The following is a 15,156-nucleotide window of genomic DNA, read 5'->3' as shown; positions in this document are numbered from 1 at the left end:
GAACTACGTTCCATTTTTGGATTGCTTAGCGGTCGTCGGATGCCTCCTCGCCTGCACCGCTGAAATATTTCTCTTCGATGATTTGGCTGCTCGCCCTGTCGGGTATGGTCGAGCAGCCGCGCCGCTCCATCTCTTGGTTCAGCTCCTGGATGATCCTGTACGCCCTGATCCGGCATACTCCCGGCTTGTTGGAGGCTTCCGACGCGCTCGGAAGTCGTCGTTCTTGTTCGTCCGTTCTTCCGCCAATAGTTCGATGTTGAGCGGTTTATGGGTTCATCATAGTAGTTCAGTATTGAGCGGTCAGTCTATACCGTTCAACATCGTGCTATATTGTCTTCAAGAAGCTATGTGAGACCATGGGAGACCGGGAGGACGACCCGCATAAACCGGCGAACTCATTCGCAAATACCGCAAAGCACGGGCCATGGCCCAAACGCAGCTTGCCGAGGCCTGCGGGTTGACGGATTCCGCCATAAGGAACTACGAGTTGTGCAACAGGACGCCAACGACAAGCATCTTTCTGCTATCGCGAAGACGCTCGGCGTGTCCCAAACGGCTCTAAGCGAGATTCCGCTTGAATCGCACGCCAAGTACTCGAATACCTGTTCAGAATCGACGAGGGGCTCGGGCTGAGGCCCCGCAGGGACGAGAGCGGCAGCGTAATCCTTCCGTTGACCGACGGTCGCCAAAAGCACCTGAGCTCAATGCAGGGCTAGAGGAATGGATGAAACAGATCGAGAAGCTCGAATTGGGAAAACCCAGCCAGGAAGAGTGCGAAACCTGGAAGGCCGAGACTCGATAGGTGCAACATGGCATGGAAAGACGGTTTTGTTATTGAACACTCCGAAGGTCCCGAAAAGCCGAAGCGCACGCGTATCACTTGCAATAAGTGCGTAAACTGTGACAAAGATGGATTCTGCCGTGCTCATGCGGTGAAGATTTCGGAAATCGGGTCCGACTCTTGGAGGCATTGCTCGAGCTTCAAGCTTGCGAAGCAATTCGATGACGAGAAGCATCGGAAGATCGTCGAGACGGAAAGGCCGGTCCGCAAGAAGAAGAGGAAATCGAAACACGTCTGCAAGCCGTACATCATGGAACGGCTCGACCGAGGGGGAAAGTCTACGTCCGCCATGCCAAGCGCGGAATAGGAAGGGTTCTCTCCGTCGACGGGTCCTACCTGCATATCAGATTCCCCAACCAAACAACGCGTTTTGCCAAGTTTCCCTTCAAGGCGCTTTACGACGGCACATTGAAGATTGTCGATGCCAACGGAAACATTATCGCCAACCCCGAAAACAGCGTTCAAGGGAATAGGCCAGAAGAAAGCTTGTAAGCGCCCCTCGAAATGTAAGTCTTGAAAATTGATCCGGATGCAACTTGTCTGCCTGAATCCGTGTTAGGTCCACGGAGGTGAGGACCTTGGAAACTTGCTCAGGCGATCAGGGCATGGAAGCGCATGCTTGATTCAGAAAATGTTGGGAAATCGTTCCCGAAGAGTTTGAGGAACAAAAGTTCTTAATGCCTTGAGATAAAGCCGCTTCAGGAATAGTTGCGAATCAGAGTCAACGGACTTCGTGCTGTTTTTCATGTTTCGGCGTGTTTGAATCAAGGCCGAAAACGGTTTTTCGGACGATTTGGCACTCCCCATTGTTGAACCGGGGTTTCTTGATTTCAAGCGCCTCCAAAAAACAAGGCTGATTCTTGCGGGCAGCCTTGCTTACGACAGATGCCCGGGTTTAACCCGAGGCATCTGATAATCGAGAGATAGAATTTTCCTTATGACACCAATATGGAACCAACGGAACCGGGGATGGCCTCAAAAAGGCCGATTAACCTGCGTAAACTTTCTCTGTGATTATTACAGGTAAATCGGTACATCGTTCCAAATTTCACCGGCACCCGTTACGGGGCTACCGGTACATCATTACGCTCTATCGGTACACCACAACATATTGATTTGACTCGCATACTCGTCATTCTCCAAAATCATCGCTAACGCAGCAAAGATGACTGCGTCGCAAAACGATGATTGGAGAAAATTAATGAGTAGTGTTAGCTACCGCGATGTGCTCCGCCATCGTGCCAGCGGTTTGAGTTTGCAGAAAACTGCAGACGCTTGCGGCTGTGCCCGATCGACGGTGCAAGACATCGTGCAACTCGCGAAGAAGCGCGATGTTGGATGGAAGGATGTTGAGGATCTTGCCGACGCCGAAGCGTATGAGCTGGTAAGAGGAAAGCCTGAGCAAGTCGAGCTCTACGCGCCCATCGACTACAAAAAGATCTACGACGAAATGACGCGCGACAGAACCATGAAGATGACCATTCTGTGGGAAGAATACGTCATCGAGGCGGTTGAATCCGATAAGCGCCCCTACCAATACTCGCGCTTCTGCGAGAAATACCATGTCTGGTGCGATGCCAACGATATTGCCGTCATCAGGCGATACATCGCCGCTGACATTGGAGAGTTTGATTGGGCCGGCAAGAAGCTGACCATCTGCAATCCCGATACTGGCGAGCTCGCTGATGTGCCGGTATTCGTGGCCTGCCTGCCGTATTCGCAATACGTATTCGTCCGCGCATACCCCGATATGACGATGGAAAGCTGGCTTCAAGCAGCGGCCGACAGCTTCGCATTCTTCGGCGGGTGTCCCCGCATCGTCGTTATCGACAATCTTCGAACTGGCGTAACGAAGCATACCTCCGAAGAGATCGTGCTTAACCGGACGTTCAGGGAATTTGCCGAGCATTACAACGTTGCGGCAATTCCGCACGCACCTCGCCGACCACGCGGTAAGAACAGCGTCGAGTCGTCTGTTGACAAGTTCGCCAACAAGATACGCCTTGAACTGCGAAAACAGCGCTTCTTCGATATTGACGAACTCAATGAAGCCGTTGCCGCAAAGGCAGCGGAGCTAAACGCAAAACCCTTTCAAAAGCGCGCTTCATCTCGGGCTGAAGTGTTCTTGGAACGCGAGAAGCCATGTTTGCAGCCGTTGCCCGAACGCCCTTGGGAACGCGCGATTTGGTCGCCAAAAGTCAAAGTGGGAAAGAACTATCACGTTTTATGCGCAGCCGATAAGGTTCTCTACTCGGTTCCCCATCGCTTCGTCGGCAAAGAGGTCGAGGTCCGCACTACGCCGCATGCCGTCGAGGTTTATCGCGAGGGCGAGCGTATTGCCATTCATGCTCGTCAGCGCACGCATATGCCCGAAGACGGACCGATCACCAATCCTGAGCACCGCGCAAAGCATCATGCCGACTACCTCGATCACGACAGCGAGTGGTATCGCCATGAGGCAGCTAAGACAGGCCCTGCTACGACAAAGGTAATCGAAGGTTTCCTAAGCGAAGGACTCGCCGAAGAGCAAGGATGGGGCTGGTGCGAAAAGCTTTTAAAGCAGCGTGCATCTCATTCATCAGCAGCAATCGAGAGCGCGTGCGAAAAAGCGCTCTCGATTCTGGCGAACCCGAGCTACAAAGCCATCAACACCCTGATAAAGAATACAGCCAAAAGCACTGAGCTCGATGATCCCGCGGGCGGCAACCCGTGGGCTATTCGCCGCTACTAGCTGGAAGGATACAGCAAAATTATGCTAAAGCAGCAAACGATAGAACAACTAAAGAAACTGAAGCTTACTGCCATAATTGAAGCCGCAGAGGCGCTTGAGAGAAGTGGGCAGGCGAAGGGTCTGACCGCGCAGGAATACGCGGCAATACTCATTGACAATCTCTACACGGTGAAGATGACAGAGAAAATCGAAAGGCTCATATCGGGCGCGCATCTTGAAGAGCCCGATGCCCACCTCGAAGACCTTTGCATGGATTCAGACCGCGAACTCGACGCTGGGTTGATATCGCGCCTTGCCACAGGCGATTACATCTCTAAGGGCCACAACATCATCATACAAGCAGCGGCTGGTGGCGGAAAATCTTTCATGGAGTCGGCACTCGCCAATGCAGCGTGCCGTCAATTTGTTAAGGTGGAGTATCTGAACTACCGCGACATGGTTGACGAGCTGCTCGTACTTCGTACGGATCCATTGAAGCACAAAAAGAAGATTGCCTCGCTGAAGCGACTTCCGCTTCTTATCGTGGATGACTGGTTGCTTTCCGATTCGATTACCATCCAAGAAGTAAACGAGCTGTTAGCTGTCGTCGATGCACGCACGCGAGCCAAGAAGTCCACTATCATCTGCACGCAGTATCTTGTTGATGGCTGGCCGGTTCTTTTAGGCAATTGCCTTGCGGGAGACTCGGTGGTCGACCGTATAAAGAACAATGCGTACATCATCGAAATCAAGGGTGGGATCTCGATGCGCGAGCGCTTCAAGGATGACGATCTGAAAGAAAGCAACCATGCTGTCGCGTGAGGCCGTGCGGCAGATATTGCAGCAGGCATGCAGCAGGAATCTTTGGATGGCTGTTCCGATCGAGCTGGAAGACTACATCGCGGACTTCGCTGCAAAGAACATGCGGGCCGAGGACGTCAACGACTCAGTATGCGGAGAGTTGTTTGAGCTTGCGGCAACCTGCACGTTATGATGGCACGCCGGGGTTCTAGATCTCAGTAATCCTAATCCGTACTCACAGGGAAACGAATTGCCTGCCGACGTAAAGCCGTTTACCGCGACAACGATATACGACACACGCATTGAAACGAGCTGTATCTAGTAGCTGAAAGGGCCCGATTGCTTTCGATTGCAGTCGGGCCCTTGGAATCAATATCTTGTGGGTGTGCACTGCTAGGCAGAATCACTGTGCCGATGCTGCGGAATGCCGTACCGATGGTCTGGAACGATGTACCGATACGGGCGTAATAACCACTCTGTGCTATCCGATTTGTACTATTCCCATTCTATACGGGAATTGTTGCCTATGGGTGCTTGAAGTGACTTGATATGTGCTGAAATATTCTAGATCATTTTGAGCCCATAAGTTACGCTTTACCTATGACGTCAAAATAACGTCGCGGTTCCCCCTGCTCAACTGTGGCTATTTTGAAAAAACGTAATGTAGCGATAATTTGCTGCGGTTTTTTGAAGCCTAACCTGCTATCGCCTTTTGTAGCACCTGATCGCATTGTTCAATGATGCTGTCTGAGATTAGCTCGAATTGACGTGGATCAAGTTGGAAAATAAACCCATTGTCTACATGCAAAGTTTCATCGAGCAGTTTTTTGGATACCCTATCAATCCCTTCACCGTCCAGCGCAATGCGGGCAATTTGTAACTTTTCATATTTGCAATTGCAAGATTTAAAGAGGTTGTACATTGCATTTTTATCGTTAATCTGCTGCAGCATTGCATCGTAGTCAAGCATGCAGTCTGTCAGCAAATTGAGAGTTGACAAAGAGGACTGTATATCAGAGTCATCCATCGGTTCCCCGTTTTGATGCAGAGGTGATGTTCTATGGTGAAACAACGAGGAGAGAAGGTGCCAGGCGTTTGCTTTATCGTTATCTAATTCGAGCAGTTTTCTAGCGTAAGCAAATCTAACGATAGGAAGATCGGCGGTTCTTGCAATGTCTTGAAATAAGATTCGCACCGGTTTCATATCTTCACGATTGATTACAGTTTCCTCAATTGAGTCATTCGAAATATGAAGCAGAGTAGTTTTTGCCAATGGCTGGAATTCGTGCTTTAAGGTGTGTTCAATATCAAATACTACTTCATACTCATGAGTAAAGAGAATTACAGTCTTATTCTTTAGAGAATTGGAACTGTTGCTGTCTTTCAGGAAAAGCATATGAAGGATCGCAAATCTCTTGTGTCCGTCAAACGACGTGATGGGGTCATCAAGAATGATGAGATCAGGACGATTCGCCAATGCCGAATACATAAAGAACACCAGCGCCAATGCATTTCGCTCGCCATAACTTAAAACCCCAGAGACATCGCTTATTTGATATTGAGATGAATGGATTAAGCGAACAGTGCATTGCCCATCGTCAGATGCCTCAATGCGAATCGAATACGGGTACCCAGCTCCAGAGAAAAAGGAGTTAATTTCATTTTCAAAGCCAGCAAGAGAGGCAGCGAGCTTATCTTTTTGCCTGTTGATAATGCCAAAAAGTATTTGTGCTTCCTCTTGAGCCTGGTTAAGTGCTTCGTTGTACTCAGAGATGCTGCTTATGCACTCCGGTGAATCGAAATGCGAGAGAAGGCTAAGATCGATGGCACACTCCGACAGAGCCTTTGAGATGTTTTTTCCAAGCTTCGCTAAACTGAAATACGAATTGAGGTTTTCGGCATTACGCAAATTCGCTGTAATAACAGATGCCTGGCTTACTACTTCGGTGAAATAGTTTTCTTGTGCTTGGGTTAGCGGCTCAGACACATGAATCATCGCTTCAAGAGCGTCGAATGACTCGCTACTTAGATAGTCTTTTGCGGCCACGATTCCGGAAGATGCTTTGTCAAGATTCTCTGCGTTTGAAGGTACATAATCATTGTGAATATCCGAAACAACATCTTCTAGCCCATCTAGCGCTTGTCCGCAAAATGGGCACTGCCTATCTGAGGCTTCGAGCATTCTGTGTCCCGACGCATGCCATTTTGACCACTGCGATAATCTCTTGGAACAAATATAGCTTCTAAAATTCTCATAACGAACGGGAACGCTTTCCCTCGGATTCCCGTTTGAGAGCCCTTTTTTAACTGGTGCATTAGCACGAAGATTATTATCGTTCGTTAGACCACTATTCCCGCTAATGCTTGACGCAAAAACACCAAGCGCGTTTCTGAGTTTTTCCATCGCTTCGCTTTTTAAGCACTGTTGAACGCGATCTAGAATCTCGTTGATTCTTTTTGTTGTTGCTTCGTACTCTATGGTTTTAACGAAAACGTCAAAGCTGGAAGCAAAAATACCACTCTGTACAAAAGCAACACTATTGACATATTGTTCGTCGAAAACTTCAACGGAATGATATCCATCAAGCCCTTCACATGAAAAAGAATGCTCATCTGGTATGTCTCGGTATTTAAAAGGTGTTATTCGCTTCAAGAGTTCAGGATCCTCTTCTATAGCACAACGAATTCCTTCTGCTATAGAAGATTTGCCCGTCCCATTAGGAGCAAATTTCACGTTTAGCTTATTTGGCTCGATGTTAAATTCTGCTAAATCGAAGTTCTTACAGTTTCTTATAGTGACCCCAAACAGGCGTCGTTCTTCTTCCATGGTTAATCTCTTTCATCTTCGAACAAATTGCTTAGTTTGCTGCGAATCACATCACGGCTCTTGTTTATCTCAACTCTTCTTCAAACCATTCTTCGCCCATCTTGGCTTTCTTCCAGTCAAAATGGCTATTCGCACCGCCGCTCTTGATGCGCTTTTGAGCACCTGCGGGATCGTATTCAGCCTTCCAGCGCAGATAATCCTCTTCGCTCAGATTGCCAACAGAGAGCTCGAATTCCTGTTCCGCCCATTCCTGCACGCTGTCTTCGAGATTTGCCTGTATGGGCATGATGTAGGCAACGCCGTCGATCAGGATCGGCCTAATATAACCAACACCTTCCATCTCCATGAGAAAGTGCATGACCGCGCTCTCGCTGTAGTCCTCATGCTCTCGCAAATAGTCGGGAGACACTTCAAGAGCCTTCGCGATCACCTCGCGGTGCCCGTCCTTGGGATTCCTGTTCCCAAGCTCATAGCTTCTGATCGCCGTTTCGGAAAGCCCCGTCTTCTCGGCGAGCTCTGCTTGCGTCAATCCTAACGACTGCCTTCTTTTGCGAATCTTCGTCCCGCATATTGCGCCCATACACACCTTCTAACTCAATATCGCCAGCATGATTGGCTGAGTTTGCAATGTAATACATTATCCAATCACCTCACGCATTTGTAAAGGTTTTACTTGACAGCACAAACGCGTGAGGTCACAGTGAAAATAACAGCACATTTTAGTGAGGTTATTAGAACGGCAAGAACACAGCGACAGGAGGAAACATGACAGACAATAAATTGCTGGGAGTAGACGAGGTTGCCGAAACCATCGGCGTCTCTCGCTCTTATGCCTACCGAGTGATACGAAAGCTCAACAACGAGCTTCAGGAGTCCGGCCACTACGTTGTTCCCGGGAAGGTGAACAAGGCATTCCTTATCGAGAAGTTCTTCGGGATTCCGGAGTATCAAACAGGCGAGGAACAGGAGAATTAAATGCCGGTATACAAAGATTCGAAGCTCGGCACCTGGTTCGTGCAATGCGCTTATCGCAACTATACGGGCGAGCGGATCCGCACGACCAAGCGCGGATTCAAAACTCGCAAGCAGGCGAAGGGCTGGGAGCGGGAGTTCGTCAAGAGGAAAGAAGGTGCGCTCGACGTCAGCATCGCCGCATTCTATGAGCTTTACGAGCAAGACGTGAGACCAAGGCTGAAGGTGAACACCTGGAACACCAAGGCGCACATCATCGAGACGAAAATCATTCCGTATCTCGGCGATCTGAAGATCAGCGAGGTAACGCCCGCCGATGTCCTGCACTGGCAAAACGACATCCAGAGCCTAACGGACGGCAGCGGCCAACCGTATTCGCCAACATACTTGCGCACCATCTGCAACCAGCTGTCCGCCATCTTCAACCACGCCATCCGCTTCTACGGCCTCTCCAACAATCCCTTGCTCCGCACGGGCAAGATTGGCCCCGAGAAAAGTCCTGTCGAGATGCAGTTCTGGACACGCGACGAGTACCTGGCGTTTCGCAGGAAGGTCATGGACAAGCCGCTGTCGTTTCTCGTCTTTGAAGTCCTGTACTGGACGGGCATTCGCGAAGGAGAGCTCCTAGCACTCACACCCAAGGACTTCAACTTCGAGAAGAGCACCCTCTCCATCAACAAGTCCTGCCAGCGAATAAAGGGCAGCGACGTCATCACCAGCCCGAAGACGCCGAAGTCGAACCGGCTGATAACGGCATCGCCCTTCCTGATGGAAGAGGTCAAGGAGCACGTCGGGGTAAATCATATTCCCGGTGACGAGCGCATATTCAGGCTGACGAAGTCGTTCCTATATCACGAGATGCGGCGCGGGTGCGCCCTTGCCGGAACAAAGGTGATCCGCATCCACGACCTGCGCCACAGCCACGTGTCGCTGCTCATAGAGCTGGGCTATTCCGTTTCCGCGATTGCGGAGCGGATGGGTCATGAAGGGGTAGACATTACGCTCAACTACGCGCACCTGTTCCCAAACAAGCAGGCAGACATGGCGGCCGATTTGGAGCGTCTGAATATTTCCGAGGAGCGTGAATAGATGAGCGAGAGGAATAACGATAGAAGCGGGAGATGGCGCAACAAGACTATAGCGTTTCGCGTATCGCAAGAAGAGGCTGCACAGCTCGATATGCTGGTCTCGATCAGCGGACTCACCAAACAGGACTACATAACCTCAAAGCTTCTTAATAGAGAGGTTAGCGTGATTCCGAGCAGCAGGATTCAGCTGAATCTGCAAAGCACTATGCGACAGCTGCTCGATAGGCTGAGCTCAGCCGACCAGGCGGCGCTCACTCAAGAGGTGCAGGAATCCATCGTTACGCTGATCGACGTGCTGGCATCCCTCGGAGAAAAATCAAAGCCCAGCGCCAAGGATCCCCTTCTTCATCTGACGGCAGACGAGGCATTCCGCGCCATCCGCACGATGGACAGCAAGAGCACGGAGGCTAACATCGGCGGTGATGCGCAATGATGTGCCGCGATACCTATTTCAGCGACATATTGCGAGCCGACAAGCTGCTTAAGACCCACGGCTTCGACAGGTGGCCGACAGAAGAAGAGATCATCCTATATCTGTTCGAAATGAACGACCGCATCGATGCAATCTGCTCGTTCGTTGGGGTGGAAACATCGAAAGACATTCGCGGACGCTGGATCGTGCGAAATGCGGAGCAGGAAGTGATTCACTGATGGATTCCCTTGAAGTGTATACCGCCCAGTGGCTACTGGAGAATCCCCTCGAACAGCTCGGTTGGGTCGTCGAGGATCTTGTTCCATGGGGGATGCGGCCTCACCTTGCTTGCGGGAGATCCCAAGATCGGCAAGTCTTGGCTTGCGCTAGACCTCGCTTTGCGCGTCTCCCTCGGCGAGCCTTTCTGGGGCTTCGCAACCGCCAAAGGTGGCGTCCTCTATCTTTGTCTTGAGGACACGTTCAATCGCGTTCAGGCGCGCTTGCAACGCCTCGTTGACGAGGCGAACGACAATCTTTGCTGCGCTGTTACCGCCAATCGTATCGGGACAGGCCTTACGGAACAACTGCGCGACTTCGCCCGCGAGCACCCAAACCTGCGCATGGTGATAGTCGATACGTTCCAAACCATAAGAACGCCGAGCAATCAAGCAATCTATTCTGCCGATTACGATGATATGGGCGCGCTGAAAAGCCTAGCCGACGAATTGAAGATCGCGCTTCTTGTCCTGCACCACACCAGAAAGATGGGCGACGGGGACGTGTTCAACACGATCAGCGGATCGAACGGCCTTATGGGCTGCGCCGATGAGACAATGGTTCTGAAGAGGAAATCGCGCGGGAGCAGCAATACGATTCTTTCGATAACGGGGCGCGACATCAAAGACCAAGAGTTCACATTGAGATTCGTTAACTGCCGATGGGAACTTGTCGAGAAGGCAAGCGATGAAGAGCTTGAAGCTCGCGCCATTCCCGAGTCGGTGCACGCGGTTATCCGCTTTATCCTAGATAGGCCAGCCGACACATGGGAAGGAACCGCATCGGAGCTCCTTGCTGCAATCGGTTGCGAGAGGATAAAGGCAAACGTGCGCAGCAAATACCTCAACGAGCATTCTGATTTCATGCGCTCTCGGGGAGTGGCCTTTTCGAAAAAGACGGTGCGCGGCGTGAAGCTCAACCATCTGGAGAGGATGCCGATGGGTGACGATGGTGGCGCAAACTTTGCCATATAGGTTTTCATCGACACCATCGCTACCCGCATGAAATGCGGCATGGGCGCCGGTTTCCAGCTACGACGGACAATTCGCTATTAGACGCTTTTGGGCCGCCCAGAGAGCGAATCTAGCAAGTAGCCTATGGCGTATTGCGTAGATTCGGAAATCGGCGCTTATAGGTCAAATCCAGCAAGTATCGCATGGCGTATTACAACGCTAAGCAACCTGCTGGATTTGGAAACTGTTCGGCTGCGGCGAAAGCCGCCACCTCTCAGTTTGCGGGGGATTCCCCGCGCCCCTATGAGGTATTAAATCTTCTTTGTGATGGAAATTGATTAGAACCCAGAACCCTGCTATTTTATTTAATATTAAATAGCATCTAGACGTTCTAGCTCCAGGAGTGGAAATGCAAGAAAAAAAACGGGCAGCCAGAAATAGAACTTTGACGGTTAGCGCCGATGAGGCATCTATATTGTTGAAAAGATGCCTAAGAGAGCCACGTCAAAACCTTGCCCTTCATGAAGCAATTGATCAGATAATCCTTGACGACACCTTTAATGCTTTGGATTACTTGCCTCATAATTCAATTGATCTCTTAGTCGTCGATCCGCCATACAACCTTTCCAAGGATTACCACGGCAACAAATTCGACGCACGAAAATCCTGCGATTACGAAGCATTTACACGCGCTTGGCTTGAAAAGTGTATACCCCTTCTTAAGCCATCTGCTTCAATATATGTCTGCTGCGACTGGAAAAGCAGTTTGATTATCGGAACTCTACTAAACGATTATTTCATCATACAAAACCGAATCACATGGCAGCGCGAAAAAGGGCGGGGTGCAAAATCCAATTGGAAGAATGGACTGGAGGATATTTGGTTCGCAACCGTTTCTAAAAAAGATTACACCTTCAATTTGGAGGCTGTTAAGCAGCGAAGAAAAGTTATCGCGCCCTACAAACAAGATGGAAAGCCTAAAGATTGGAAGGAAACAGCTGGCGGCAAATTCCGCGACACATGCCCTTCAAACTTCTGGGATGATTGCACGATACCTTATTGGAGTATGCCGGAAAACACGGATCATCCCACACAGAAGCCAGAAAAATTGGTAGCAAAAATGGTTCTTGCCAGTAGTAATCCAGGGGACTTAATACTCGATCCTTTCCTTGGATCTGGAACAACTGCAGTTGTAGCAAAAAAGCTAAGCAGGAGTTTCATCGGAATCGAGCAAAATGAGCTGTATTGCGCATGGGCTATGAAGAGACTCGATAGGGCATCTCGAGACATTACAATTCAGGGCTATAGTGATGGTGTTTTTTGGGAACGCAATAGTTTGTCCAGCCAAAAAGCAGTCTCTAAAGCCACAGATATTGCACAACAGTCACTCGTTTTCGCGAATTAGGATTGACCATGGGTATATATAATTACGAAGTCGTCACTCTTCTGACCGACGAGTCCGCAAAGATGGCTAATGATTTGCAAAAAGAGCAGGTAATCGAAAGACTTAAATCAAAATTCAATTTGATTAAAGATCGCAGCGTCTATTATTGTGACGAATTTGCGCTTAGAGTTTCTACCTCCAAATCTAAATCATTTTCTAATACCGTATTGTCGCTTTCAGCGCTTAAAAAATACGACGACAAGCCCTTTATTGCTCTTTTAATTACTCCATATGGGAATGAATGTTATTTAGCGAATTCCACTTTTCTAAAAAAGATAAGTCATTCATCTCATGAGCTTCGAGTTGATAATATTAAAGGATCCTTCAATGGATCTGACATTCTGAAGGAATATGACGGAATACCAAATGAGCCATGTAATTTTGAGAGGCTATTCGCAATTCATCAAGCATATACATGGGAAGAAAATGTGGAACGGCTAGTCGAGTCAACCAACAACATCTCTCCCAATAAAAGAAAACTTGTTGTTGAGGGCGACGCATTAAGCACTCTCATATCTTCGCCAACACGAGCAAAAGAGTTTTTAGAGTCGCCCGAATATGTAGACTTAAGAGACGATTTAAATCGAAGAGTAGCTTCAGTGAAAGATGCCATTGCGGTTGCTTCATTAATTGATAACGTGAATCTAAGAGGTCGCGTCATCGAAGAGCTAATTACTTCAGATGATCCCGAAATCATTAACCCAATTAAGCAGAGCCTAGAAGACGGCGTGAGGCTATCAATCAAGACTGATCAAAAGTTAGGAGATTATTCTAAGGTCTATGAAAAGTACTGGACTGAAACTGATATAAAAACAAAGGTATTATTCTTTCAGAGCGCTCCAAAAGCGTACAACATTGATAAACTGCTCGGTTTCCTATCAAAGCCCAAGACAGTCTATTTGTTCTTCCTCATCGGTATCGGTGAAACCAATACCATCAAAACGCGCTTAATCTCAATATTTGATAAAAAAATGCTAGCCGCAACAAGAGTTCAGCATCACTGGGCTGGTAGAAATTCAAGAGGTGTAACTCAGCTAGATGGGAACCAACTCGACCTAATCCTTGAAAACGATCGCAACATAATCGAGATCGAAGGAGCTCAAAACTTCTTGCAAAAACTCATCGATTTATAGATTGTCGACTGACGTCGATCGTGTCCCCAATGTTGGTGTAGCGGTTCGATCCGCGAGGGCGGCCGGAGGCCGTCCGAGCAGATCGAACCATCCCTGGAATCGGCCCCCATTCTACACCATCGCTACGCCGCCTTCCTGGAAGCGCCCTCGTCGGCCATTACGAGCGAGATGATGCGCGCCGCGTGCTCCGCCGGCGTGCCCTCGTAGGCCGCAGGGGGAGCCGGCTTCCGGCGGCTCCCGTCCTCGTAGGCCTCGGATATCGACTCCTCCGTGAACCAGCGTCTCGACGCCCAGTCCTCGTCCATCTCGGAGAGCACCGCGCCTACGAGCCTGATCAGGGATTTCCTCGACGGGAACACCTGCACCACGCGGGCGCGCCGCTTTATCTCGCGGTTCATCCGCTCCTGCACGTTGTTGGTCCGCAGGCGCCGGCGGTGCGCCGGCGGGAAGTCCAGGTAGGCCAGCGCGTCGGCCTCGGCCTCCTCCAGAAGCTCCCCGGCCGCGGCGTTGGCCGCGCCGATCTCGTCGATCGCCAGGTGGTACAGCTCGCGCACGAGCGCGGGGTCGGACTCCGCGAACACCGCCTTGAGGACGGCCCCGATCAGCCGCCGCTCGCGCCTGTTGCGGGCGAGAGCGCAGACGTCGCGCTCCAGGTGCACGATGCAGCGCTGCCGGGCGGCCCCGGGGAACACCTCGCCGATGGCGCGCCTGGGGCCCGCGTGGGCGTCGGAGGTGGCGCAGAGGACCCCGGAGATCCCGCGCTCGCGCAGCGACAGCAGGAAGGAGCGCCACGAGGCGTAGTCCTCGGTGTCGACCGCCCCCAGGCCCAGAAGCGTCCTGTGCCCCGTGTCGGCGGCCCCTATGGCCGTGACCACCGCGCAGCTCGAGATGTGGCCGCCGTCGCGGCACTTGAGGTAGGTCGCGTCTATCCACAGGTACGGGAAGCGCGCCGCCCCGAGATCCCGCCCCTGCAGGTCGGCCACGGCGGAGTCCAGCGACTCGCAGATGCGCGACACCTGGCTGGAGCTCATCCGGTCGACGCCGAGCGCGCGGGCCACCCGCTCCACCTTGCTGGTGGAGACCCCGCTCGTCACCATCTCGGACACCGCGGCCACCACGGCGCGGTCGACGCGGCTGTAGCGCTCGATGAGGTCCTCCGGGAAGTAGCTGCCGCGCCTGGGCTTGGGGATGCGCAGGGTTATGCGCCCCACGCTGGTGAGGAGCCGGCGCTCCCGGTAGCCGTTTCTCTGGTTGTCGTCGGCGCAGGCGTCCTCGGCCTGCGCGTCCATGGTCTCGTTCGCGAGCGCCTCGGCGAGCGTTCTGACGAGCTCGTTTATGTTGACCATGCCGTCGTCGAATCTGGGAATCTCGGGCACGGCCGGGGTCGAGGCTGGTAAAGTGTCCATTGCGGTCATCGCCTTTCTCGAATCGGTTTACTTCGCAATAAACGATTCTAGCGATGGCCGTTTCTCATGCCGCGACTATTCGGCCTGCGAAACGTCCGTTACACCAACTTTCGGGACGCGATTCTGACGTCGTTATGACGTTATTCGGCTTTGTAAAAATCAGCTAAACAAAATCGGTCGTACTCCAAGTGACGCTACCTATCTCTCAGGCAATAGTCGAATTCTTTTATCAGCACTTTATCGTGATGCATAAGCCTTCCGCCATTCCCAACAGGCAAGAAAGTTATCCCTAC

At 51.0% G+C, this 15,156-nt stretch carries 14 protein-coding genes; 11 read left to right on the top strand and 3 right to left on the bottom strand.

The window, feature by feature from the left end; translation table 11 throughout:
- The first annotated feature begins 397 nt into the window (after window positions 1-397).
- From LG373_RS12320 to LG373_RS12270, 4 genes are all read left to right on the top strand, one after another.
- Complete coding sequence (locus tag LG373_RS12320) at window positions 398-562, top strand: helix-turn-helix transcriptional regulator (RefSeq protein WP_225749563.1); 165 nt, start codon at window positions 398-400, stop codon at window positions 560-562.
- A gap of 1,480 nt (window positions 563-2,042) precedes the next feature.
- On the top strand, window positions 2,043-3,572 hold the full coding sequence (gene istA, locus LG373_RS07715) for an IS21 family transposase (protein ID WP_225749451.1): 1,530 nt from the start codon (window positions 2,043-2,045) through the stop codon (window positions 3,570-3,572).
- Between the two features lie 21 nt (window positions 3,573-3,593).
- Window positions 3,594-4,373 (top strand): ATP-binding protein, encoded by a 780-nt coding sequence (locus tag LG373_RS07710; protein WP_225748736.1) that lies wholly within the window; start codon window positions 3,594-3,596, stop codon window positions 4,371-4,373.
- A gap of 46 nt (window positions 4,374-4,419) precedes the next feature.
- On the top strand, window positions 4,420-4,545 hold the full coding sequence (locus tag LG373_RS12270) for a hypothetical protein (RefSeq protein WP_255616263.1): 126 nt from the start codon (window positions 4,420-4,422) through the stop codon (window positions 4,543-4,545).
- Window positions 4,546-5,046: 501 nt separating this feature from the next.
- Here LG373_RS12270 and LG373_RS07705 read toward each other — a convergent pair.
- Both LG373_RS07705 and LG373_RS07700 read right to left on the bottom strand, forming a co-directional pair.
- Window positions 5,047-7,179 carry a hypothetical protein gene (locus LG373_RS07705; protein WP_225749450.1) on the bottom strand — a complete coding sequence of 711 codons (2,133 nt, stop codon included), beginning with the start codon at window positions 7,177-7,179 and terminating at the stop codon, window positions 5,047-5,049.
- A 64-nt stretch (window positions 7,180-7,243) separates the two neighbouring features.
- Window positions 7,244-7,759 (bottom strand): helix-turn-helix domain-containing protein, encoded by a 516-nt coding sequence (locus tag LG373_RS07700; RefSeq protein WP_225749449.1) that lies wholly within the window; start codon window positions 7,757-7,759, stop codon window positions 7,244-7,246.
- Window positions 7,760-7,944: 185 nt separating this feature from the next.
- Between LG373_RS07700 and LG373_RS07695 the strand changes: the two genes are divergently transcribed.
- The 7 genes from LG373_RS07695 to LG373_RS07665 all read left to right on the top strand — a co-directional run bounded on the left by LG373_RS07695 (window position 7,945) and on the right by LG373_RS07665 (window position 13,457).
- The gene (locus LG373_RS07695; RefSeq protein WP_225749448.1) at window positions 7,945-8,154 is read left to right on the top strand and encodes a helix-turn-helix domain-containing protein; all 210 of its coding nucleotides are present in this window, start codon (window positions 7,945-7,947) and stop codon (window positions 8,152-8,154) included.
- Window positions 8,155-9,240 (top strand): site-specific integrase, encoded by a 1,086-nt coding sequence (locus tag LG373_RS07690; protein ID WP_225749447.1) that lies wholly within the window; start codon window positions 8,155-8,157, stop codon window positions 9,238-9,240.
- A complete protein-coding gene (locus tag LG373_RS07685; protein ID WP_225749446.1) occupies window positions 9,241-9,672 on the top strand; it encodes a hypothetical protein in 432 nt (143 codons plus the stop codon).
- Window positions 9,669-9,890 (top strand): hypothetical protein, encoded by a 222-nt coding sequence (locus LG373_RS07680; RefSeq protein ID WP_225749445.1) that lies wholly within the window; start codon window positions 9,669-9,671, stop codon window positions 9,888-9,890. Before LG373_RS07685 ends, LG373_RS07680 begins: the two co-directional genes overlap by 4 nt.
- A 105-nt stretch (window positions 9,891-9,995) precedes the next feature.
- Entirely contained in the window at window positions 9,996-10,901 is a 906-nt protein-coding gene (locus LG373_RS07675; protein WP_255616282.1) for an AAA family ATPase, read from the top strand.
- A 388-nt stretch (window positions 10,902-11,289) separates the two neighbouring features.
- Window positions 11,290-12,285 carry a DNA methyltransferase gene (locus LG373_RS07670; RefSeq protein WP_225749443.1) on the top strand — a complete coding sequence of 332 codons (996 nt, stop codon included), beginning with the start codon at window positions 11,290-11,292 and terminating at the stop codon, window positions 12,283-12,285.
- Between the two features lie 62 nt (window positions 12,286-12,347).
- Window positions 12,348-13,457 (top strand): hypothetical protein, encoded by a 1,110-nt coding sequence (locus LG373_RS07665; RefSeq protein WP_225749442.1) that lies wholly within the window; start codon window positions 12,348-12,350, stop codon window positions 13,455-13,457.
- Window positions 13,458-13,579: 122 nt separating this feature from the next.
- Here the strand turns inward: LG373_RS07665 and LG373_RS07660 are convergent, their stop codons facing one another.
- Window positions 13,580-14,872 carry an IS256 family transposase gene (locus tag LG373_RS07660; protein ID WP_225749441.1) on the bottom strand — a complete coding sequence of 431 codons (1,293 nt, stop codon included), beginning with the start codon at window positions 14,870-14,872 and terminating at the stop codon, window positions 13,580-13,582.
- Window positions 14,873-15,156 lie beyond the last annotated feature (284 nt).

This window comes from Paraeggerthella sp. Marseille-Q4926, assembly GCF_916618935.1.
Lineage (GTDB): Bacteria > Actinomycetota > Coriobacteriia > Coriobacteriales > Eggerthellaceae > Paraeggerthella > Paraeggerthella hominis.
This window is presented reverse-complemented; position numbering and strand designations above follow the sequence as displayed.